The sequence below is a fragment of the Pseudomonas ekonensis genome (assembly GCF_019145435.1).
Taxonomy (GTDB): Bacteria; Pseudomonadota; Gammaproteobacteria; order Pseudomonadales; family Pseudomonadaceae; genus Aquipseudomonas; species Aquipseudomonas ekonensis.
This window is the reverse complement of the sequence record NZ_JAHSTS010000001.1, coordinates 957,885-979,578: the sequence shown is the minus strand read 5'-3', so window position 1 is coordinate 979,578 and position 21,694 is coordinate 957,885. Positions and strand designations below refer to the sequence as shown.

Sequence of the window (21,694 nt, the reverse complement as noted above, 5' to 3'; positions counted from 1 at the left end):
TATGGGAATAAGTGAAGAAACCGCGGGGCCGTCAGGCGATCTGCGGTTGCAGCCCGTCCACCGCCGGCGCGGAGCGGCCCTGCATCGCCTCGCAGGATCCGTCGTGCGCCTTCAACCGCAGGTTCAGCCGCAGGCCGTCTGCGCTGTTCTCGGCCCACAGCCTGCCGCCCTGACGCTGCACCGCATTGCGCGCGATGCTCAGGCCCAGGCCGAACCCGCCGTCGCCGGGCCGCGAGCCGTCGAGCCGGATGAACGGCGAGAAGATCCGCTCCAGGTCCGCCTCGGCCACGCCGCCGCCCTGATCCTCCAGCCACAGGTGCCAGCAGTCGCCGTCGCGCCGCCCGCCGAGCCCCACCACGCCGCCCGGCGGCGAATGGCGGATGGCGTTGCGCAGAATGTTCTCCAGCGCCTGGGCCAGGGTGTTGAGGTGGCCGCGCACCCAGCAGGAAGCCTCCACCGCGCACTGCAATTGCAGGCTCGGCCAGCCGCTTTCGTAGCAGGCGTTGTCGGTCAGCATTTCCCACAGGGCCTGGATCTGGATCGCCTCGTCAGGCAGCGGCGTGCGTTCGGTGTCGAGCCAGGCCAGCTGAAGGGTGTCTTCCACCAGCCGCTGCATGATGTCGACCTCGCGCCCGATCCGTTCGCGCAACGGCAACAGCGCCTGCTCGCCTTCGCTGGCCACCCGCAGGCGGCTCAATGGCGTGCGCAGTTCGTGGGACAGGTCGCGCAACAGTTGCTGCTGCAGCGCGACGGTCGATTGCAGGCGCTCGGCCATCGAGTCGAAGGCCCGGGCCAGTTCGCCGAGTTCGTCGGGGCGCTGGGTGATGCCGCTGGACAGGCGCACGTTCAATTGATCGGCGCGCCAGGCGTTGGCCTGTTCGCGCAGGTTGTTCAGCGGCGCCACCAGCAGACGGTACAGGCCGACGCACAGCAGCAGCGTGAACAGGCCGGGGATCACCCCGTTGGTGATGACCCGCCAGAACGTCTTGTAGCGCCCCGGCAGGAAGCGCTCGGGCAGCTCGATCACCAGGCTGCCGGCGGACGGATTCTCGGGGAACGGCACCCGCAGCCACGGCAGGCCCTTCTTGTGGATCGGCCAGTCAGGCCCGCGCAGGAAGGTCAGGCGCAGGGTCTCGGCTTCGCTCAGCGGCTGGCTGCCCAACGATTGCAGGTGGCCGCCGATCACCCCGACCCACCCCGCCTCGCGCCAGTGCATGGTGCGCAGCCAGGCGTCGACGCCCTCCTGCCGCCCGTCCCGCCAGGCCCGCTCGGCCTCGGCCGCGTAACGCGCCAGCGTGCCCCGGGCCTCGTCCGAGAGGAACTGGTTGCGCTGCTCCATGTACCGGCCCCAGGACCAGCTCAGCCAGATCATCAGCAGACAGAACGCCACCAGCAGACAGGCCAGTTTCCAGAACAGCGAGTGCCGCCCCGGCAGCTCAGACGGTTTCATCGGGTGCGCTCAATACGTAGCCCTTGCCCCACACCGTGCGCACTTCGCGCTCGCTGTAGCCGACGGCCTTGAGTTTGCGGCGGATCTGGCTGATGTGCATGTCGAGGCTGCGGTCGTGGGGCGCGTAGCCGCGCTGCAGCACGTGCTGATATAGGAAGGCCTTGCTCAGCACCTCTTCGGGGTTGCGGTCGAGGGTCTCCAGCAGGCGGTACTCGCTGCGGGTCAGGCCGGCGGGTCGGCCTTGGTAGGACACATCGCACTGTTCGTCGTCGAAACGCAGCGCGCCCGCCGCCACGGGTTCGGCCAGCGGCGCCGGACGCCGGTCGAGCGCGACGCGCCGCAGGATCGCCTCGATGCGCACATGCAGCTCGGCCATGCTGAACGGCTTGGGCAGGTAGTCGTCGGCGCCGAGGCGAAAGCCGCTGATGCGGTCGGCTTCGGCGCCCAGGGCGGACATCAGCAGCACCGGCGTGGAATGGCTCTGGCGCAGTTGCGTGAGCACATTGAGCCCGTCCAGCCCCGGCAGCAGGATGTCCATCAGCACCACGTCGAACGGCTGGTGCCGGGCGACATCGAGGCCCTCCTGGCCGTTGCGGCACCAGGTCACCTGAAAGCCGCTGCGGCCCAGGTGCTCGTGGACATAGGCACCGAGCACGGGATCGTCTTCGATGGACAGGATGCGGGGCGGGTCAACAGAGACAGGAGTCATGACTATCTGCAAACAATTCTCAGTTGACGGATTATTCAAGATTGCCGGGCGCCGGGCAACCCGAGCCTGATCCGGCAGACGGACGTCCCGGCTCCGGCCGATGTACGACGGCGGCATTTTTCCCAAGATTGCCCGCGAGCAAATCGCTACACTGCGCCAAAGCCGCGTGCCGGACGCACGCGAGAGTCAACGGATCAGCGGGATGCGGGAGATGGGCGTGCTCAAGAAACTGGGAATCAAAGGTCGCGTGCTGTTGCTGACCCTGTTGCCCACCAGCCTGATGGCTTTGGTGCTGGGCGGCTACTTCACCTGGACGCAGCAAGTCGACCTGCAGGCCCAACTGATGCAGCGCGGCGAAATGATCGCCGAGCAACTGGCGCCGCTGGTGGCGCCGGCCATGGGCCACGGCGACAGCGAACTGCTCGAGCGCATCGCCACCCAGTCCCTGGAACAGCCCGACGTGCGCGCCGTGACCTTCCTGGCGCCGGACCGCTCGCCCCTGGCCCACGCCGGCCCGACCATGCTCAACCAGGCCCCCAGCGGCGACAGCCTGCAACTGCTGCGGCGCAGCGGCAACGATGCGACCCGCTACCTGCTGCCGGTGTTCGGCAAGCACCGCAACCTGGCCGGCGAACTGATCCCCGAAGAGTCCGACCGCCTACTCGGCTGGGTCGAACTGGAGCTGTCGCACAACGGCATGCTGCTGCGCGGCTACCGCAGCCTGTTCGCCAGCCTGCTGCTGATCGGCGCGGGCCTGGCCGGTGCGGCGCTGTTGGCCGTGCGCATGGGGCGCACCATCAACCGGCCGCTGAGCCAGATCAAGCAGGCCGTCGCGCAGCTCAAGGACGGCCACCTGGAAACCCGCCTGCCGCCCCTCGGCAGCCAGGAGCTCGACGAACTGGCCTCCGGCATCAACCGCATGGCCGGCACCCTGCAGAACGCCCGGGAAGAACTGCAGCACAGCGTCGACCAGGCCACCGAAGACGTGCGCCAGAACCTCGAAACCATCGAGATCCAGAACATCGAACTGGACCTGGCCCGCAAGGAAGCCCTGGAGGCGAGCCGGATCAAGTCCGAGTTCCTGGCCAACATGAGCCACGAGATCCGCACGCCGCTCAACGGCATCCTCGGCTTCACCCACCTGCTGCAGAAAAGCGAGCTCACCCCGCGCCAGCTCGACTACCTGGGCACCATCGAGAAGTCCGCCGACAGCCTGCTGGGGATCATCAACGAGATCCTCGACTTCTCCAAGATCGAGGCCGGCAAGCTGGTGCTCGACCACATTCCGTTCAACCTGCGCGACCTGCTGCAGGACACCCTGACCATACTGGCCCCGGCCGCCCACGCCAAACAGCTGGAGCTGGTCAGCCTGGTCTACCGCGACACGCCGCTGTCGCTGGTCGGCGATCCGCTGCGGCTCAAGCAGATCCTCACCAACCTTGTCAGCAACGCGATCAAGTTCACCCGCGAAGGCACCATCGTCGCCCGGGCGATGCTCGAAGAAGAGCACGAGGACAGCGTGCAGCTGCGCATCAGCATCCAGGACACCGGCATCGGCCTCTCGGCCCAGGACGTGCGCGCCCTGTTCCAGGCCTTCAGCCAGGCGGACAACTCGCTGTCGCGCCAGCCGGGCGGCACCGGTCTGGGTCTGGTGATCTCCAAGCGCCTGATCGAGCAGATGGGCGGCGAGATCGGTGTGGACAGCACACCGGGCGAAGGCTCGGAGTTCTGGATCAGCCTGAGCCTGCCCAAGACCCGCGACGACACCGAAGACCTGCCGGCCGCGCCGCTGCTCGGGCGCCGGGTGGCGGTGCTGGAGAACCACGAACTGGCCCGCCAGGCGCTGCAGCACCAACTGGAGGACTGCGGCCTGGACGTCACCCCGTTCAACACCCTGGAGAGCCTGACCAACGGCGTCACCGGCGCCCACCAGACCGAACAGGCCATCGATCTGGCGGTGCTCGGCATCACCAGCAACGACATGCTTCCGGAACGGCTGAACCAGCACATCTGGGATCTCGAACACCTGGGCTGCAAAGTGCTGGTGCTGTGCCCGACCACCGAACAGACCCTGTTCCATCTTTCGGTGCCCAACCCCCACAGTCAGCTTCAGGCCAAACCGGCCTGCACCCGCAAACTGCGCCGGGCGCTGTCGGACCTGGTGCTGCCGCGCCAGACCCGCAGCGAGCCGGGCGAGCCGCTGTCCAGCCGTGCGCCGAAAGTGCTGTGCGTCGACGACAACCCGGCCAACCTGCTGCTGGTGCAGACGCTGCTCGAAGACATGGGCGCCAAGGTGCTGGCCGTGGAAAGCGGCTACGCGGCGGTCAACGCCGTGCAGAGCGAAGCCTTCGATCTGGTGCTGATGGACGTGCAGATGCCGGGCATGGACGGCCGTCAGACCACCGAAACCATCCGCCAGTGGGAAAGCGAACGGCACTGCACGCCGCTGCCGATCGTGGCCCTCACCGCCCACGCCATGGCCAACGAAAAGCGCGCCCTGCTGCAAAGCGGCATGGACGACTACCTGACCAAACCGATCAGCGAACGGCAACTGGCCCAGGTGGTGCTGAAGTGGACCGGGCTGGCGCTGCGCAACCCGGTGCAGGAGCGCGCCGCCGACGGCGTGGCCGGCCCTCAGGAACTGCCGGTGCTCGATCACGAGGAAGGCCTGCGCCTGGCCGCCGGCAAGGCGGATCTGGCGGCGGACATGCTGGCGATGCTGCTGGCGTCGCTTGAAGCCGACCGGGAAGCGATTCGCACGGCCCGCGACGGCAACGACCAGAACGCCTTGCTCGAACGGGTGCACCGCCTGCACGGCGCCACCCGATACTGCGGCGTGCCGCAACTGCGCGCCGCCTGCCAGCGCAGCGAAACCCTGCTCAAGCAGCAGGATCCCAACGCCGCCCAGGCGCTGGACGAGTTGGACCGGGCGATCAACCGCCTGGCCGCGCAAGCCAGGATCAGTGCCTGATCCAGGACAACGCCAGCGACGCCGCAGACGGCTACAGTGAGCGTGGGCCATCAGGCCCCGCGACCCGGTTCCAGGAGGCCAGCATGCGCACGATCGTTTTCAGCAGCCAGACGTATGACCGCGACAGTTTCCTCGCCGCCCCCTGCCCGGACGGCATCGAGCTGCACTTCCAGCCGGCGCGGCTGTGCCTGGACACCGCTGCGCTGGCCGAGCATCACGAGGCGGTCTGCGCCTTCATCAACGACGACCTCGGCGCACCGGTGCTGGAACGCCTGGCCGCCGGCGGCACGCGGCTGATCGCCTTGCGTTCGGCCGGCTACAACCACGTCGACCTGGCCGCCGCCCGGCGTCTGGGGCTGGCGGTCGTACGGGTGCCCGCCTACTCGCCCCATGCCGTGGCCGAGCACGCGGTGGCGTTGATCCTGGCGCTCAACCGGCGCCTGCACCGCGCCTACAACCGCACCCGCGAAGGCGATTTCAGCCTGCACGGCCTGACCGGTTTCGATCTGGTGGGCAAGACCGTCGGCATCGTCGGCACCGGGCAGATCGGCGCCACGTTCGCCAAGATCATGCACGGCTTCGGCTGCGAGCTGCTGGCCTACGACCCGTACCCCAACCCCGCCGTCGAAGCGCTGGGCGCCCGCTACCTGAGCCTGCCCGAGCTGCTGGCCCGGTCGCGGATCATCAGCCTGCACTGCCCGCTGAACGCGCAGAGCAAGCACCTGATCAACCGCCAATCGCTGGCCTGCCTGCAACCGGGGACGATGCTCATCAACACCGGACGCGGCGGGCTGGTCGATACCCCGGCGCTGATCGACGCCCTGAAGGACGGCCAGTTGGGCTACTTGGGGCTGGACGTCTACGAGGAGGAGGCGCAACTGTTCTTCGAAGACCGCTCCGACCTGCCGCTGCAGGACGACGTCCTCGCCCGGCTGCTGACCTTCCCCAACGTGATCGTCACCGCCCATCAGGCCTTTCTGACCCACGAGGCCCTGGGGGCGATCGCCGACACGACCCTGCGCAACATCGCCGCCTGGGCGCAGGGCGCGCCGCAGAACCTGGTCGAGGCCTGAGCCGGGTCAGGACGGTTTGAGCGACGACGCCAGGATCAGCAGCGCCAGCCAACCGAAGCCCAACAGCCGCTGTTTGGCCGAATGGCCGCTGCGCAGCAGGAACCAGACAAAAAAACCCGGCAGCAGGAACACCATGATCTTCAGCCAGCCTTCCACCGGCCGCGAACCGTCGGCGTTCAACTGAGGCTCGGCCGGTTGCGCCGCCTGCGCACGACGCCGGCGGCCGGCCGCCACCGGTGTGGCCCGTGGTTGCGGCGCAGGCGCTGCGGCCGCGGTTGACGCTTCGGGAACGGATTCGTTGCGCGGCAGGCGGCCAAAGGAAATCGGCGACTTCGTCGCTTCAGCGCCGCCCGCGCCCTGCTCCTGCGGGGCTCCACAATGGATGCACGCCGACGTCTGCGAGCTGATGCTGCGCTTGCATTCATAACATTCGATCAGCGCCATGTTCCGTTCCTTAGAAAAAAGAAGCGGCAGTTTGCCATGACTGCGGTGCCGGTTTGAACCGGATCGAAGGTCGCACGCGCGCGTCATTCTGCAATCCGGCCCGTGCTAGCATGTCGCGCATATTTGGAGGCTCCATGGTCGAACACGATTTCCGCTACACCCTGATGAACCCGCAACACACCCTCACCGAATGCCGCGCCATCGTGCCGGGCCGCTATCAGGTCACCGGCAACGGCGGCTCGATCCGCGTCGGCGACGTCCTGGTGGTCACCCTCAAGGGCAGCAAGGACCTGTCCATGCGCCTGACCGTCGAAACCGTCCGCCACCTGATCAACCCGCCGGGCCAATGGACCGCGATGACCCAGGGGCCGGTGTTCGGCGAACTGGCGATCCACACCTGGCAGGTCAACTGCGACGCGTGCGCCAAAGCCTTGAGCTTCGAGTTCGCGGTGGACGCCAAGCTCGGCAAGCCGGCCGAGAAAGCCGCCGCCACCGCACGCATCGCCGAACTCGGCTGGCAGGCCGTCGGCGACAAGCATGTGTGCCCGAGCTGCCGGGAGTCCGCGTGATGAAACACCTGGCCCTGACCGCCGCCGTCGGTGCCGGCCTCGCGGGATGCGCCGCCGAGCCGGTGCAACTGGAGCAGAACCGCAGCTACATCCTGGAATGGATCGGCGAACGCCCGCTGATGGACTACAGCCACCTGACCGTCACCCTGGGCGATGATGGCCGGGCCTACGGCAACGGCGGCTGCAACCACTGGTTCGCGCCGTACACCCTGGACGGCGACAAGCTGAGCTTCGGCAAGATCGGCAAGACCCGCAAGCAATGCGCGCCGGCGCTGATGGAGCAGGAACAGCGCTTCTTGCAGGCGCTGGAGAAGGTCGAGCGCTGGGACATCTCGCCGATCGAACAAATGCGCTTCTGGCCCGCCGAAGGCAAGCCGTTGCGCTGGTGGCTGGAAGAAGGCTGAGCCTCATGCCTGGCCGGAGGGGCTCCTGTGGCGAGGGAGCTCGCTCCCGCCGGGCCGCGAAGCGGCCCTGAATCTGGCACCACCCTCAGTTGGCCGCCTTCAGCGCCTCCAGCTTCGCCATCACCCCCGCCGCCGTCTGCTCGCCCAGCAACTGCTCACGCACCTTGCCCTTGTTGTCGATGATGTAGGTCACCGGCAAGGCCTCGCTGCGCGGCAGTTCGAACAGGTCCGCCGGATCCTGCGCCAGTACCGTGAAGCGGATGCCCAGCTTCTCGCTGGCGCCCTTCAGTTCCTCGCCCTGCACGTTGTCGAAGTTGACCCCGAACACGCCGATCCTCTTGTCCTTGAGCTGTTCGGCCAAATGGTTGAGCTCCGGGATCTCGGTGCGGCACGGGCCGCACCATTCGGCCCAGTAGTTGAGCACCACCCACTGCTTGTCGAGGCGCTCGGAAGCCACCTTCTGCCCGTTCTGATCGATGCCATAGTCGTTACCGCAGCCCCCCAGCATCAACGCTCCGATGATCGTCAATGCCGCTGCCAGTCGCCGTGTCATGTCATGTTCCTTGTGAAAAATTGAATGCGCCTGCGACCCGTCGCCTCCCGAGGTTCTGGATTGCGCGCTGCACAGTTAGAATAGCCGCCACTTTACGCCATAAGCGACCCGCCATGACCGATCTGACGCTCTATCACAACCCGCGCTGCTCGAAATCCCGTGGCGCACTCGAACTGCTCGAGGCCCGTGGCCTGACCCCGAACGTGGTGCGCTACCTCGAAACCCCGCTGGACGCCGCGCAGATCAAGGCCCTGCTCGGCAAGCTGGGGATCGGCGCCCGGCAACTGCTGCGCACCGGCGAAGATGAATACAAAATGCTTCAGCTGGCCGACGCAGGCCTCAGCGAAGAACAGCTGATCGCCGCCATCGCGGCCCATCCGAAACTGATGGAACGCCCGATCCTCGAAGCCGGCGACAAGGCCGTCATCGGCCGTCCGCCGGAGCGGATCCTGGAGCTGCTGCCGTGAGCGATCCGTACATTCTGGTCCTGTACTACAGCCGCAGCGGCTCGACCAACGAAATGGCCCGGCAGATCGCCCGTGGCGTCGAGCAGGCCGGGCTCGAAGCGCGCCTGCGCACCGTGCCGGCGATCTCCGCCGAGTGCGAAGCCGTGGCGCCGGACATCCCCGACGAAGGCGCGCTGTACGCAACGCTGGACGATCTGAAGAACTGCGCCGGCCTGGCCCTGGGCAGCCCGACCCGCTTCGGCAACATGGCCGCGCCGCTCAAGTACTTCCTCGACGGCACCAGCAACCTGTGGCTGACCGGCGCCCTGGTGGGCAAGCCCGCCGGCGTGTTCACCTCCACCGCCAGCCTGCACGGCGGCCAGGAGACCACGCTGCTGTCGATGATGCTGCCGCTGCTGCACCACGGCATGCTGATCACCGGCCTGCCCTACAGCGAATCGGCGCTGCTGGAGACCCAGGGCGGCGGCACGCCGTACGGCGCCAGCCACCATGCCGGGGCCGACGGCAAGAGCGGCCTGGACAGCCACGAAATCGCCCTGTGCCGCGCCTTGGGCGCACGCCTGGCGAAAACCGCGCAGAAGCTGGGGAACTGAGGATGGCGAAAAAGCCCAAAGTCCTGCCCGCCGTCGAATGGCTCGCGCCGCGGGTGCGGGTGATGCGGATCGTCAGCCTGCTGTGCTTCTTCGCCCTGGCCGGGCTGCTCGCCGCCTATTACCTGATGTTCGCCGACCTGCACGGCGCCCGACCCTGGGTGATCCTGCTGATCGAGCTGATCCCGTGGATCGTGCTCGCGCCGGGCATGATCACGGGCAGCCCGCGGGGGCATTCGTGGATGTGCTTTGCGGTGAACCTGTATTTCATCAAGGGCGCGCTGGCCGCGTATGACCCGGGCCGTCAGCTGTTCGGCGTGCTGGAGATGGCCGCCAGCCTGGCGGTGTTCTGCTCGGCGCTGCTGTATGTGCGGTGGCGGTATCAGTTGGACCGCAAGCTGGCGGGCGAAGGCGGAATCAGCGTCGCCTGACCGGTCGCCATCGCCTGCAGGAGCCAGCCTGCTGGCGATTCGGGCCTACACGGCCTCAATGGTTGACGGTATAGGCCAGCATCATCGAGATCTGGCTCATCGGCCGCCCGCCGCTTTCATCGTGCCAGCGGTTGAACGCGTCCTGCACCGTGGCCAGGTCGCGCAGGCTGCTCGGCACCTTGTCGATGATGCCTTGGGCGTTCAGCGCCGCGACCACGTCGTAGCTCGGCACGAAGGTGTCCTTGCCGGCCATCCGCAGGAACCGCGGCGCCGACAGCCCGCCCAGTTGGTGGCCGCGCTTTTTCAGGTACGTCCACAGGCCGGTGATGTCGGTCACCGGCCAGTCGGCGAGCAAGGCGCCGAAGCTGCCCTTCTCTTTCTCCACGTCCAGGATGAACTGCGCATTGCGCGGCACGCTCTTGAGCTTGCCCAGGTGGCGGATGATCCGCGCGTCCTGCATCAGGCGCTCAAGGTGCTCGGCGCTCATCAGCACGACCTTTTCCGGGTCGAAGCCGAAGAACACCTCTTCGAAGGCCGGCCACTTGGCGTCCACCAGGCTGTGCTTGAGCCCGGCGCGGAACACCCGCAGGGCCATGGTCGACAGGTAGCGGTCGTCGCCGACCGCGCGCAGTTGCGCCGCGGTCTTGGGGACCGGCAGGTGGGCTTCCAGTCCGGCCGCCGAACCGAAACGGTTCAGACAGTATTCGTGCAGCCACTTGTAGTCGCGCATGCCCTCTCCTGAGGTCTGAAATGGATGTCGCCCGAGAACAAAAAACACAGAGGGAGCCCGCCTGCCGGCGATGACGGTGCATCAGTCGTGACGCACCGGATCGCCAGCGGGCTGACTCCCACCGTATCGAGGCCTAGAGGTTGACGACGTTGACGAAGCGCGAAGCCGCCGTCTCGTCGATCTTCAGGCTGGTGAAGTCGAACAGGTTGCGGTCGGCCAGTTGCGACGGCACCACGTTCTGCAGGCTGCGGAAGATGCTTTCGGTGCGGCCCGGGGTCTTGCGCTCCCAGTCCTGGAGCATTTCCTTGACCACCTGGCGCTGCAGGTTCTCCTGGGAACCGCACAGGTTGCACGGGATGATCGGGAACTGCTTGAAGTCCGAGTAGGCCTGGATGTCCTTCTCGTTGCAGTAGGCCAGCGGGCGGATCACCACGTTGCGGCCGTCGTCGGCGCGCAGCTTGGGCGGCATGGCCTTGAGGGTGCCGTTGAAGAACATGTTGAGGAAGAACGTCTCGACGATGTCGTCGCGGTGGTGACCCAAGGCCATCTTGGTCGCGCCGATCTCGTCGGCGAAGGTGTACAGCGTGCCGCGGCGCAGGCGCGAGCACAGCGAGCAGGTGGTCTTGCCTTCCGGCACCAGTTCCTTGACCACCGAGTAGGTGTCCTTCTCGACGATGTGGTACTCGATGCCCAGCTCTTTGAGGTAGGCCGGCAGGACGTGCTCGGGGAAGCCCGGCTGCTTCTGGTCCATGTTCACCGCGACGATCTCGAACTTGATCGGCGCGACCTTCTGCAGGTGCATCAGCACATCGAGCATGGTGTAGCTGTCTTTGCCCCCGGACAGGCAGACCATCACCTTGTCGCCGTCCTCGATCATGTTGAAGTCGGCGACCGCTTCGCCGGCCAGGCGGCGCAGGCGCTTTTGCAGTTTGTTCTGGTTGACGGTGAGAGTGCCCATGACGCGAAATCCGTGAGGTGTGACGAAGGGCGGGCATTTTACGCAAAAACGCCGCCCGGGCGAAGGGCCGCGGGTCTGTCGCTGCGCCGGCGATGCAAGTCCCTGCGGCGATTAAGCCCCGGGTTTACAGCGCGATTTGCTCTAAGCCCCTACACCCTGTGCGGTCAAGAGCTTCCTATACTGCGACATAAGGTCGCACAGATGTCTGAAGACCTGAACTTGCTCGGCCACCTTGGCCCGAAGGCGCTCCGTTGGGGGGCGATGGCAATATAAAGAGGAGTGACTGGCATGATCCATCACGTAGTGGGGCTCTTTACCCACCCTGATCAGGAATGGAAGGAAATCCGTGGCGACCAGGAAGAAAGCATCAGCCACATGTACCTGACGCACACGTTGATCCTGGCGGCGATCCCGGCGGTCTCGGCGTTCATCGGCACGACCCAGGTCGGCTGGGTGATCGGCAGCCGCGCGCCGGTGATGCTGACCCTCGAGAGCGCGCTGTGGATGACGATCATGTCGTACCTGGCGATGCTCGGCGGCGTGGCGGTCATGGGCGCGTTCATCCACTGGATGGCCCGCACCTACGACGCCAACCCGAGCCTGGCCCGTTGCGTGGCCTTCGCCACCTACACCGCGACGCCGCTGTTCGTCGGCGGGCTGGCGGCACTGTACCCGCACATGTGGCTGGGAATGATCGTCGGCACGGCGGCCATCTGCTACACGGTGTACCTGCTCTACGTGGGCCTGCCCACCTTCATGAACATACCGACCGACGAAGGGTTCCTGTTTTCCAGCTCGGTGCTGGCGGTGGGCCTGGTGGTGCTGGTGGCCATCATGGCGTTCACCGTGATTGTCTGGGGGCTGGGCGTGGGCCCGGTCTACACCAACTAGCGATCCGCCCCGAAAAGAACAAGATCCGCCAACACCAGGCCGCCGCAAGGCGGCCTTCTCATGCCCGGGCAGGCAGACCATTCGGCGGTCCGGCGATGCGCAAGGCCGGAAGGTTGCGGCATACTCCAAGCCTCTGGAGATCCATCAAGCATGCCCGAGCAACTCAACACCCGCGTCGAAGACTGTTTCCAACTCGCCGAATCCTTTTTCAAACGTCCCTTCAAGCGTCCCGTGGTGAGCCTCAAGCTGCGCGGACAGAAAGCCGGGGTCGCGCACCTGCACGAGAACCTGCTGCGCTTCAACCCGCAGCTGTACCGGGAAAACACCGAGCATTTCCTCAAGCAGACCGTGGCCCATGAGGTCGCGCACCTGATCGCCCACCAACTGTTCGGCGACCGCATCCAGCCCCATGGCGAGGAATGGCAACTGATCATGCGCGGCGTCTACGAACTGCCGCCCGACCGCTGCCACACCTATGAGGTCAAACGCCGCCGCGTGACCCGCTACATCTACAAGTGCCCGTGCGCCGACAGCGACTTCCCGTTCACGGCCCAGCGCCACAGCCTGGTGCGGCAGGGGCGGCGCTACCTGTGCCGGCGGTGTCGCCACACGTTGGTGTTCAGCGGGGAGATGCGGGTCGAATAGCGGCCGCTAAAGCACCACCTTGGCCTGTCGCAGCGCCTCGATCTGCGCCGCGGCGAAGCCCAACCCCTCCAGCACCTGATCCGTGTGCGCCCCTGGCGCCGTCCCGACATGCCGCGGCGCCGGCAGCCCTTGGGAAAACTTCAGCGGGCACGCCATCTGCGCCTGGGCCGTGCCGTCCCCCCGCGGCACTTGCGTCACCAGCTCACGCGCCTGCAACTGCGGATGCCTGACCGCCTCGCCCAGGCTCAGCACCGGTTCGACGCAGGCATCGATCCCGGCGAACAGCTCGCACAGCTCGGCGAAGTCGTATTTCTCGAACTCGACCTGCAGCGCCTCCTTCAGCGCCCGCTGGCGTTCGGGCCGGGGCGACAGGCCGTGGGCCGCCAGCTCCGGCCAGCCGAAGGCGCTGCACAGTTGCTGCATGAACCCCGGTTCCAGGCTGCCCACCGACATCCAGCGCCCGTCCCGGGTGCGGTAGTAGTCGTAGAAACTGCCGCCGTTGAGGATCTGATCCTCGCGCCCCGGCTCCACGCCGCAGGCCAGGTAGCCGGCGCCGGCCATGGCGTTCAGGCTGAACGCGCAGTCGGTCATGCTCACGTCCACGTGCGTGCCCTGCCCGGTCTGCTGCCGGGCGATCACCGCCGCCAGCAGGCCGATCACGCCATGCAGCGAACCGCCGGCGATGTCCGCCACCTGCACGCCCAGCGGCAGCGGCCCGCTGTCGGCGCGGCCGGTGTGGCTGGCGAGCCCGGCCAGGGCCAGGTAATTGATGTCGTGCCCGGCGCGGTCCTTGTAGGGACCGGTCTGGCCGTAGCCGGTGATCGACACGTAGATCAGCCGGGGGTTGATCGCCTTCAGCGCCTCATAGCCCAGCCCCAGGCGCTCCATCACGCCGGGGCGGAACTGCTCCAGGAGGATGTCGTGATCGGCCAGCAAGCGCTTGATCACCTCCAGCGCTTCGGGCTGCTTCAGGTCCAGGGCCAGGCTGCGCTTGTTGCGGTTGAGGTAGGCGTGGCTGGCGGACAGCCCCCCGTCGTGGGGCGGCAGCACCCGCACCAGGTCCAGGCGGGTCGGCGACTCGATGCGCAGCACCTCGGCGCCCATGTCCGCCAGCAGCAGCGATGCGAACGGCCCCGGCAGCAGGGTCGAGAAATCCAGGACTTTGAGTGAAGCCAGCGGTGCGGACATGGGCGATCTCCGTGAACGATGCCTGCAGCCTAGGCAGCCCCGGCCGGGGCGGCAATCACCGGATGCGTCAGCGGCAGTGACCGTTGCGCTCAAACCGCAGGCAAGAAAAAACCCGCCGCAGCGGGTTTCTTCATGGCAGCGGCGTTACTTGACGCTGCTCGGGGTCGAGCCTTCGGCCACGCCCAGGTCGTCTTCCGGACGGGTATCGGCGATGCCGCGGCCGCCCGAGGCCAGCTCGGAGGCCAGCACGTCGGTGTCCAGTTCCTTGACCCACTTGGCGACCACGATGGTGGCGACAGCGTTGCCGACCAGGTTGGTCAACGCGCGGGCCTCGGACATGAAGCGGTCGATGCCCAGGATCAGCGCAAGGCCCGCCACCGGCAGGTGACCTACGGCCGACAGCGTGGCCGCCAGCACGATGAAGCCCGAACCGGTCACGCCGGCCGCGCCTTTGGACGACAGCAGCAACACCACCAGCAGCGTGATCTGATGGGTGATGTCCATGTGCGTGTCGGTCGCCTGGGCGATGAACACGGCGGCCATGGTCAGGTAGATCGCGGTGCCGTCGAGGTTGAACGAGTAGCCGGTCGGGATCACCAGACCCACGACGGATTTCTTCGCGCCCAGACGCTCCATCTTGATCAGCATGCGCGGCAGCACCGATTCCGACGACGAGGTGCCGAGCACGATCAGCAGCTCTTCACGGATGTAGCGGATCATCTTCAGCACGCTGAAGCCGTGCATGCGGGCGATGGCGCCGAGCACGATCAGGATGAACGCCAGGCACGTGATGTAGAAGCAGGCCATCAGTTGGCCCAGCTGCACCAGCGAGCCGACGCCGTAGGCGCCGATGGTGAACGCCATCGCACCGAAGGCACCGATCGGCGCAAGCTTCATGATCATGTTGATGATGTTGAACATCACGTGGGCGAAGCGATCAATGAAGTCGAGGATCGGCTTGCCGTAGGCGCCCAGACGGTGCAGGGCGAAACCGAAGATCACCGAGAACATCAGCACTTGCAGGATGTCGCCGGTGGCGAAGGCGCCGACGATGGTGCTCGGGATCACGTTGAGCAGGAAGCCCACAACGCTCTGCTCGGCGCCTTGCTGCACGTAGGTGGCGACTTTCGAGGCGTCCAGGGTGCTCACATCGACGTGCATGCCGTTGCCCGGCTGCACGATGTTGACCACGACCAGGCCCACCAGCAGGGCGATGGTCGAAACGATTTCGAAGTACAGGAGCGCGTAACCGCCGGTCTTGCCGACCGATTTCATGTTCTGCATGCCGGCGATGCCGCTGACGACGGTGCAGAAGATGATCGGGGCGATGATCATTTTGATCAGTTTGATGAACCCGTCACCCAGCGGCTTTACGGCCACACCGAGCTGCGGATAGTAGTGGCCGAGCGCGATACCGATGCAGATTGCGACGATCACCTGGAAATACAGGGATTTGTACAGTGGCTGACGAGTCGTCATTGCAAGTTTCCTCAAGAGTCCCGTGGGCAACATCCATCTGTTGAACACGACACTTGAATTGCGAACCCTCCTGCACTGGAGGGATTTGTTGTGTCGAGCGACGCTGTCCGGACCGGCTCGGCGCACGCTTCTGGCGCTTGTATCGCAAACCGCGTGCCACTTTGGCGCATTTCGCTGAAAGCCTTTTGATATCAGGGATTGCGGCCCGATCACGGTCGCCGTTGCGCGGGCCGTGTGTGGCGGATTTCCGCCAACACGCCCGCTCTCGTCCTACAATTTGGCGGAAATCCGCCTTGTTGCACGTTCGGGCCGCCGGCTACCATCCGTCGCCCGAGGGAGGACTTGCCGCTTATGCGCGAACGCACCATTGCCAGCCATTTCGCCCGCGCCGCCCTGGTCGGCGCACAGCGTGCGGGCCACGACTGCTCGCCGTTGCTGCAGCAACTGGGCATCAGCCCGGAGCTGCTGGATGAGCCGCGCGCGCGGATCGCCCCGGAGCAGTTCACCCGGCTGATCCAGGGCCTGTGGCTGGCGCTGGACGACGAGTACCTGGGCTTCGGCCGGGCGCCGAGCAAGCCCGGCAGCTTCGCCATGATGTGCCATGCCGTGATCCATTGCCGCACGCTGGAGAAGGCGCTCAACCGTGGCTTACTGTTTTATAGCCTATTCCCCGAGGCCCCGCGCCTGACCCTGCACCGCGAGGACGAGTGGGTGCGCCTGAGCCTGGACGACTCGCGGCTGTGGGATCCGGATCACTTCCTGAGCGAAAGCCTGCTGGTGATCTGGCATCGCCTGGGCAGTTGGATGATCGGCCAGCGGATCCGCCTGGAGCAGGCGACGTTCAGTTACCCCAAGCCTGCCCACGGCGCCGAGTACGATCTGCTGTTCTCCTGCCCCCTGTCGTTCTCGGCCGGACAAAGCAGCCTGCGTTTCCACAGCCGTTACCTGAACATGCCGCTGCTGCAGGACGAGCGCACCCTCAAGCATTTCCTCGAACGCTCCCCCGCCGACCTGCTGTCGCGCCCTGACGACGGCAACAGCCTCAGCAGCCGCCTGCGCCGCCTGCTCAGCCAGGACAGCGCACGCTGGCCGGATCTGGAAGCGGTGGCGGCGCACCTGCACATCAGCCCGCAGACCCTGCGCCGGCACCTGCGCGAGGAAGGCACCAGTTTTCAGGAGCTCAAGGATCAACTGCGGCGGGATATCGCCATCTACCACCTGGGCCGGGCGGATCTGTCGTTGCAACAGATCGCCGAACAGCTCGGGTTCTCCGAACCGTCGGCGTTTCACCGGGCGTTCAAGAAGTGGACCGGGCTGACGCCGGGGGCTTACCGGGCGCAGGAGCATTAAGGATCTTCGACCGGATCGAATGGCCCCTTCGCGGCCAGGCCCGCTCCCGCAGTGATCGTGGGTGTTCACCATTGCCGTGCAGACCGCGGAACCTGTGGGAGCGGGCTTGCCCGCGATGAGGCCCGCAAGGCGAACGCCCAACGGTCAAACCGCCGGGAAATGAATCCTGAACGCCGCCCCGCCCATCGGTGAATCCCCCAAGGTCAGCTTGGCGCTGTAGCTTTCGATGATGTCCTTGACCACCGCCAGGCCGATGCCCTGCCCCGGATGCTGGCGGTCCAGCCGCTCGCCCCGTTCCAGGATCCGCGCGCGCTGGTCCTGGGGTACGCCGGGGCCGTCGTCCTCCACGCACAGCTCGACCCCGGCCAGGCTCTCGCGCACGCTGATGCGCACTTCGCCCAGGCACAGGCGATAGGCGTTCTCCAGCAGGTTGCCCATCATTTCCAGCAAGGCGCCTTGCTCGATCGGCACGTAGCACTGCTCCGGCAGGTCGAAGGCGACCCGTACGCGCTTGTCGCGGTAGACCTTGTCCAGGGTGTCGCACAGGCTTTGCAGCACCGGGCGCAGGCGCACCTGATGGCGCACCAGCCCGCTCTTGCGCAGGCTGGCCCGTTGCAGCTGGTAGCTGATCTGCTGGCTCATGCGCTCGATCTGGTTCTGCAGCACCCAGGCCTGATCCCGGTCCTGCGGACGCAGGGCCATGTCTTCGCTGACGCCTTGCAGCACCGCCAGCGGGGTCTTAAGGCTGTGGGCCAGGTCGTCGAGAGAGTCGCGGTAACGGCTGCGCTGCTGGCGTTCGCTGTGCAGCAGGCGGTTGAGCGAGCCGGTCAGGCGCAGCAGTTCGCGCGGGTGCTGCTCGCTGAGGCTCTCGCGGGTGCCGCTTTCGATTTCGTCCAGTTCCTGGCTGAGCCGGCGCAGGGCCTTGAGGCCCCAGGTCAGGCCGATCCACAGCAGCGCCAGCAGCACCAGCAGCGCGGCGCCGAAGCCCAGATAGAGATTTTCGCGCAGGCCTTCCAGGGTGGTTTCGTACTCGCGCACCGGTTGCAGGGCGACGATGCTGAACGCCGCGCTCTTGCCGCCCAGCAGCTTGACTTCGACGTCGTAGACGAAGAACTCCTGGCCGTTGCTCTCGCGAATCCGCGCGAACTCGTTGCCTAGCCCGTCGTAGCGCGGCTTGTAGTTGATCTGCTCTTCCTGGGTCGCCTTCGAGCGCCAGACCAGATGCCCTTCGCGGTCGTAGATGTAGCCCAGCAGGCGGAAGTCGGCGAGGTTGAAGCGCTCGTCCGGCAACTGCGTCGGCATCACCAGGCGGCCGTTCTCGACCCGGGCGGCGGAGATCAGCGTGGTGACGTCCGACGCCAGGCGCTGCTCGATGGAATCCTGCAGCGCCAGGCTGAACGCGCCCTGCATGGCCGGCAACAGGGCGAGCATGAACAGCACCGCCAACGTCGTGGCGGCGAGCATCAAGCGAACGCGAAGGGAGCGGATCAAGTGCAGCGCTCGTTGAACAGGTAGCCCAGGCCGCGCACGGTGTCGATCGGCTTGAACCCGGCGGGGCCTTCCAGTTTGCGGCGCAGGCGGCCGACCAGCACTTCGATCACGTTCGGATCGCGCTCGTCGTCATCCGGGTACAGCTGCTCCATGAGGCGGTCCTTGGGCACCACTTGCTGATGGTGGCGCATCAGGTATTCGAGGATCCGGTACTCGTAGGCGGTCAGCGCCAGCGGCTGTTCGTCGAGGGTCGCCTGCTTGCGGTTCAGGTCCAGCAGCAGCGGGCCGGCGACGATGGTCGACTGGGTGAACCCGCTGGAGCGGCGCAGCAGCGCATTGAGGCGCGCTTCGAGCTCCTCGAACTGGAACGGCTTGACCACGTAGTCGTCGGCGCCGGCGGCCAGGCCTTCGACCTTGTCCTGCCAGTTGCCGCGGGCGGTGAGGATCAGGATCGGGAACGCCTTGCCGCCCGAGCGCAACTGGCGGATCAGGTCCAGCCCGCCCATGCCCGGCAGGCCGAGGTCGATCACCGCCAGATCGAAGTTGAACTGGCCGGTCTGGTACAGCGCCTCCTCGGCGTTGGCCACGGACTCGACCACATGGCCGCTTTCCGTGAGGCGGGTTTGCAGGTGATGGCGCAGCAGCGCTTCATCTTCGACGACCAACAGCTTCATGAATGTCTCCCGGATAAATCACATTCTCCAACAGCATACCTGCGGGAGCGGGCTTGCCCGCGAAAGCGGTGGTTCAGTCGACATACAGGTCGCCTGAGACATCGCCTTCGCGGGCAAGCCCGCTCCCACCCTGGTTTCGGTCTGCGTCAACCGCGCCTCAGAAAGCGTAGTTGGCCGACAGGTACGTCTGGGCGCTGCTGGTCAAGTCCAGCGAACCCTGCTTGCTGCCGCCGCGCTCGCTCATCTCGGTGCTGGCGTTGCTGCGCAGGTAACGGTAACCGAGTTCCACCGAAGTGTTCTGCGACACTTGCTGCAGCACACCGAACTGGCCGCCGACCGCGTAACCGATGTCGCTGTCGTGGCTGAAGCCCGGGGAATTCTGGCTCAGCTTGGTCAGGCCGGCGGTGGCGCCGCCGAACAGTTTGGTGCTGTCGCCCACCGGATAGAACAGATCGTAGCTGCCGAGCAGGTTTTCCTGGCGCAGTTTAATGCCATTGTGCGAACCGGACACGGTGTCGTAGGTGGCGTAGTAGCGGCCCTGGCTGTTTTGCTGACCGAGGCGCACGCCCCAGGTGTTGTCCTTGCCGATCACGCCGTCGGCGTCCGGGTGGCCCAGGTTCTCGTTCAGGGCGTTGGACTTCTTCACTTTGTCGCTGGTCTGGCCGAACGTCAGGCCGGCGAAGTTGGAGGTGGTGTCGGCATGGGCGGCGATGCTTGCGCTCATGACGGTGAAGGCCAGCAGCAGTTTGTTCAAACGAGTCATCGGGTGTTCCTCTTGAGTGCTCTTCAGGTATGGCGCAAGGTTAACGGCCCTCCCCTGTACCGCCCCTGAACGCTCTCTGAACCTGCGCTGAACCAAATGGACTAGGCTGTCTTGATCACTTTTATGTCAGGAGACCCGACCATGCGCCTGTTCCTCGCCCTCGCCCTGCTCCTCGCCAGCGGTTTCAGCCAGGCGGCGATCAAGACCCAGGAGATCCCTTACCAGAGCGCCGACGGCACGCGGCTGATCGGCTACTACGCCTACGACGACGCCCTCAAGGGCCCGCGCCCGGGCGTGGTGGTGGTGCATGAATGGTGGGGGCTGAACGACTACGCCAAGCGCCGCGCCCGCGACCTCGCCGGGCTGGGCTACAGCGCCCTGGCCATCGACATGTACGGCGACGGCAAGAACACCGAGCACCCCAAGGACGCCATGGCCTTCATGCAGGCGGCGCTCAAGGACAGCGCGGCGGCGGGCGCGCGGTTCCAGGCCGGCCTGGACCTGTTGAAGAAACAGCCGCAGACCGATCCGCAAAAACTGGCGGCCATCGGCTACTGCTTCGGCGGCGGCGTGGTGCTGAACGCCGCGCGCCAAGGCGTGCCGCTGGCCGGCGTGGTGAGTTTCCACGGCTCCCTCGCCACCAACACCCCGGCCGCGCCCGGCAGCGTCAAGGCGAAGATACTCGTCGAACACGGCGCGCTGGACAGCATGGTCACCCAAGACAACGTCGCGGCCTTCAAGGCGGAAATGGACAAGGCCGGCGCCGACTACCGCTTCGTCAGCCTCGACGGCGCCAAGCACGGCTTCAGCAACCCCGACGCCGACCGCCTGAGCCACGGCGACCACGGCGGCCCGGACATCGGCTACAACAAGGCCGCCGATGCAAAATCCTGGGCGGACATGCAAGCCTTCTTCAAGCACATCTTCGGCTGATCCCTCCTGTGGCGAGGGCGCTCGCTCCCGTCGGGCTGCGAAGCGGCCCCTGGCTTTCGGGCCGCTGCGCGTCCTGGCGGGACGGCGCGACCAGCGCCCTCGACACAGGACACGTGCCGCTTTCCAGCGTCGGCGCCACCCGGCAAAATGCCCCCCATGAATGCCGAACCCCTGCTCCCCGCCTGCTGCTCCGCGCTCGACGCCCATTGGCCGTTGCCCGCGACGCTGCCCGACACCGTGCTGCTGAGCACCCGTTTCGACCCGTCACGCCTGCTCGGCGATGACTTTGCCCGCGCCGCCATCGAGCCCCCGCCGAGCATCCAGCGCTCGGTGGCCAAGCGTCAGGCGGAGTTTTTGGCCGGCCGCCTCTGCGCCCGCGCCGCGCTCCAGCAGTTGGAAGGCATAAGCACGGTGCCGGCCATCGGCGAGGACCGCGCCCCGGTGTGGCCGGCACACATCACCGGCTCGATCACCCACGGCACCGGCCGCGCGGCGGCGATCGTCGCCCGCAAGCGGCACTGGCGCGGGCTGGGCATGGACCTGGAAAACCTGCTCGACACCGAACGGGCCGAGCGCCTGGCCGGGGAAATCCTCACCCCGCCGGAACTGCAGCGCATGGCCGCCGGGCCTCGTGATCAGGTGGCGTTGTGGGTGACGATGACGTTCTCGGTGAAGGAAAGCCTGTTCAAGGCGCTGTATCCGATTGTGCGGCAGCGCTTCTATTTCGAGCATGCCGAAGTGCTGGAGTGGACGCCGGAAGGTGCCGTGCGGCTGCGCCTGTTGACGGACCTTTCCAGCGAATGGCGCAGCGGCACGGAACTGGATGCACAGTTCGGGATGCAGGACGGACAGTTGCTGAGCCTGGTCAGCATTCCCGCCTGAAGGCTTGCGCTGCCGGTGAGGGCAATCGGTGGAATGCAATGCCTGCGGA

At 66.4% G+C, this 21,694-nt stretch carries 23 protein-coding genes; 12 read left to right on the top strand and 11 right to left on the bottom strand.

Translation table 11 applies throughout. From position 1 onward, the window contains the following. Nucleotides 1–31: 31 nt before the first annotated feature. On the bottom strand, nt 32–1,450 hold the full coding sequence (locus KVG96_RS04495) for a sensor histidine kinase (protein WP_217890977.1): 1,419 nt from the start codon (nt 1,448–1,450) through the stop codon (nt 32–34). Continuing rightward, nucleotides 1,437–2,159: a response regulator transcription factor gene (locus KVG96_RS04490; protein WP_217890976.1), complete on the bottom strand. Its 723-nt coding sequence runs from the start codon at nt 2,157–2,159 to the stop codon at nt 1,437–1,439. Before KVG96_RS04490 ends, KVG96_RS04495 begins: the two co-directional genes overlap by 14 nt. Nucleotides 2,160–2,376: 217 nt before the next feature. Between KVG96_RS04490 and KVG96_RS04485 the strand changes: the two genes are divergently transcribed. Next, nucleotides 2,377–5,130, top strand: coding sequence for a response regulator (locus KVG96_RS04485; protein ID WP_217890975.1), 2,754 nt, complete (start codon nt 2,377–2,379; stop codon nt 5,128–5,130). 83 nt (nt 5,131–5,213) lie between these two features. Continuing rightward, complete coding sequence (locus tag KVG96_RS04480; RefSeq protein WP_217890974.1) at nt 5,214–6,203, top strand: 2-hydroxyacid dehydrogenase; 990 nt, start codon at nt 5,214–5,216, stop codon at nt 6,201–6,203. 6 nt (nt 6,204–6,209) lie between these two features. Here the strand turns inward: KVG96_RS04480 and KVG96_RS04475 are convergent, their stop codons facing one another. Further along, on the bottom strand, nt 6,210–6,647 hold the full coding sequence (locus tag KVG96_RS04475) for a hypothetical protein (RefSeq protein WP_217890973.1): 438 nt from the start codon (nt 6,645–6,647) through the stop codon (nt 6,210–6,212). 134 nt (nt 6,648–6,781) lie between these two features. Between KVG96_RS04475 and KVG96_RS04470 the strand changes: the two genes are divergently transcribed. Together KVG96_RS04470 and KVG96_RS04465 are read left to right on the top strand one after the other, a co-directional pair. Next, nucleotides 6,782–7,216: a hypothetical protein gene (locus KVG96_RS04470; protein ID WP_217890971.1), complete on the top strand. Its 435-nt coding sequence runs from the start codon at nt 6,782–6,784 to the stop codon at nt 7,214–7,216. After that, a complete protein-coding gene (locus KVG96_RS04465; protein ID WP_217890970.1) occupies nt 7,216–7,620 on the top strand; it encodes an META domain-containing protein in 405 nt (134 codons plus the stop codon). The genes KVG96_RS04470 and KVG96_RS04465 overlap by 1 nt, the downstream gene beginning before the upstream one ends. Before the next feature lie 85 nt (nt 7,621–7,705). Here KVG96_RS04465 and KVG96_RS04460 read toward each other — a convergent pair whose 3' ends face one another. Then, entirely contained in the window at nt 7,706–8,173 is a 468-nt protein-coding gene (locus tag KVG96_RS04460) for a TlpA disulfide reductase family protein (protein WP_217890969.1), read from the bottom strand. Nucleotides 8,174–8,286: 113 nt separating this feature from the next. Between KVG96_RS04460 and arsC the strand changes: the two genes are divergently transcribed. From arsC to KVG96_RS04445, 3 genes are read left to right on the top strand one after another with little or no spacing between them, the layout of a single operon-like run. Beyond that, complete coding sequence (arsC, locus tag KVG96_RS04455; RefSeq protein ID WP_217890968.1) at nt 8,287–8,640, top strand: arsenate reductase (glutaredoxin); 354 nt, start codon at nt 8,287–8,289, stop codon at nt 8,638–8,640. Further along, nucleotides 8,637–9,233 (top strand): NAD(P)H:quinone oxidoreductase, encoded by a 597-nt coding sequence (gene wrbA, locus KVG96_RS04450; protein WP_217890967.1) that lies wholly within the window; start codon nt 8,637–8,639, stop codon nt 9,231–9,233. Before arsC ends, wrbA begins: the two co-directional genes overlap by 4 nt. 2 nt (nt 9,234–9,235) lie before the next feature. Continuing rightward, nucleotides 9,236–9,661: a DUF2069 domain-containing protein gene (locus tag KVG96_RS04445; protein WP_217890966.1), complete on the top strand. Its 426-nt coding sequence runs from the start codon at nt 9,236–9,238 to the stop codon at nt 9,659–9,661. Nucleotides 9,662–9,716: 55 nt separating this feature from the next. Here the strand turns inward: KVG96_RS04445 and KVG96_RS04440 are convergent, their stop codons facing one another. Continuing rightward, nucleotides 9,717–10,391 carry a DNA-3-methyladenine glycosylase I gene (locus KVG96_RS04440; protein ID WP_217890965.1) on the bottom strand — a complete coding sequence of 225 codons (675 nt, stop codon included), beginning with the start codon at nt 10,389–10,391 and terminating at the stop codon, nt 9,717–9,719. A gap of 133 nt (nt 10,392–10,524) precedes the next feature. Next, nucleotides 10,525–11,349 (bottom strand): tRNA 2-thiocytidine(32) synthetase TtcA, encoded by an 825-nt coding sequence (gene ttcA, locus KVG96_RS04435; RefSeq protein ID WP_217890964.1) that lies wholly within the window; start codon nt 11,347–11,349, stop codon nt 10,525–10,527. Nucleotides 11,350–11,637: 288 nt separating this feature from the next. Between ttcA and KVG96_RS04430 the strand changes: the two genes are divergently transcribed. Together KVG96_RS04430 and KVG96_RS04425 are read left to right on the top strand one after the other, a co-directional pair. Next, nucleotides 11,638–12,240 (top strand): Yip1 family protein, encoded by a 603-nt coding sequence (locus KVG96_RS04430; RefSeq protein WP_085578192.1) that lies wholly within the window; start codon nt 11,638–11,640, stop codon nt 12,238–12,240. Between the two features lie 150 nt (nt 12,241–12,390). Then, entirely contained in the window at nt 12,391–12,885 is a 495-nt protein-coding gene (locus KVG96_RS04425) for a SprT family zinc-dependent metalloprotease (protein ID WP_217890963.1), read from the top strand. A gap of 6 nt (nt 12,886–12,891) precedes the next feature. Here KVG96_RS04425 and KVG96_RS04420 read toward each other — a convergent pair whose 3' ends face one another. Next, a complete protein-coding gene (locus KVG96_RS04420; RefSeq protein WP_217890962.1) occupies nt 12,892–14,073 on the bottom strand; it encodes a CaiB/BaiF CoA transferase family protein in 1,182 nt (393 codons plus the stop codon). Nucleotides 14,074–14,217: 144 nt separating this feature from the next. Continuing rightward, complete coding sequence (locus tag KVG96_RS04415) at nt 14,218–15,552, bottom strand: dicarboxylate/amino acid:cation symporter (RefSeq protein ID WP_217890961.1); 1,335 nt, start codon at nt 15,550–15,552, stop codon at nt 14,218–14,220. A 351-nt stretch (nt 15,553–15,903) separates the two neighbouring features. Between KVG96_RS04415 and KVG96_RS04410 the strand changes: the two genes are divergently transcribed. Next, on the top strand, nt 15,904–16,902 hold the full coding sequence (locus tag KVG96_RS04410; RefSeq protein ID WP_217890960.1) for an AraC family transcriptional regulator: 999 nt from the start codon (nt 15,904–15,906) through the stop codon (nt 16,900–16,902). Nucleotides 16,903–17,046: 144 nt separating this feature from the next. Here KVG96_RS04410 and KVG96_RS04405 read toward each other — a convergent pair whose 3' ends face one another. From KVG96_RS04405 to KVG96_RS04395, 3 genes are all read right to left on the bottom strand, one after another. Beyond that, complete coding sequence (locus KVG96_RS04405; protein WP_217890959.1) at nt 17,047–18,393, bottom strand: ATP-binding protein; 1,347 nt, start codon at nt 18,391–18,393, stop codon at nt 17,047–17,049. After that, on the bottom strand, nt 18,390–19,067 hold the full coding sequence (locus tag KVG96_RS04400) for a response regulator transcription factor (RefSeq protein ID WP_085578198.1): 678 nt from the start codon (nt 19,065–19,067) through the stop codon (nt 18,390–18,392). Before KVG96_RS04400 ends, KVG96_RS04405 begins: the two co-directional genes overlap by 4 nt. 157 nt (nt 19,068–19,224) lie before the next feature. Next, nucleotides 19,225–19,830 carry a hypothetical protein gene (locus KVG96_RS04395; RefSeq protein ID WP_085578199.1) on the bottom strand — a complete coding sequence of 202 codons (606 nt, stop codon included), beginning with the start codon at nt 19,828–19,830 and terminating at the stop codon, nt 19,225–19,227. A 141-nt stretch (nt 19,831–19,971) separates the two neighbouring features. Between KVG96_RS04395 and KVG96_RS04390 the strand changes: the two genes are divergently transcribed. Both KVG96_RS04390 and KVG96_RS04385 read left to right on the top strand, forming a co-directional pair. Further along, entirely contained in the window at nt 19,972–20,763 is a 792-nt protein-coding gene (locus tag KVG96_RS04390; protein WP_217890958.1) for a dienelactone hydrolase family protein, read from the top strand. Nucleotides 20,764–20,919: 156 nt separating this feature from the next. Continuing rightward, nucleotides 20,920–21,645, top strand: coding sequence for a 4'-phosphopantetheinyl transferase family protein (locus tag KVG96_RS04385; RefSeq protein ID WP_217890957.1), 726 nt, complete (start codon nt 20,920–20,922; stop codon nt 21,643–21,645). Nucleotides 21,646–21,694 lie beyond the last annotated feature (49 nt).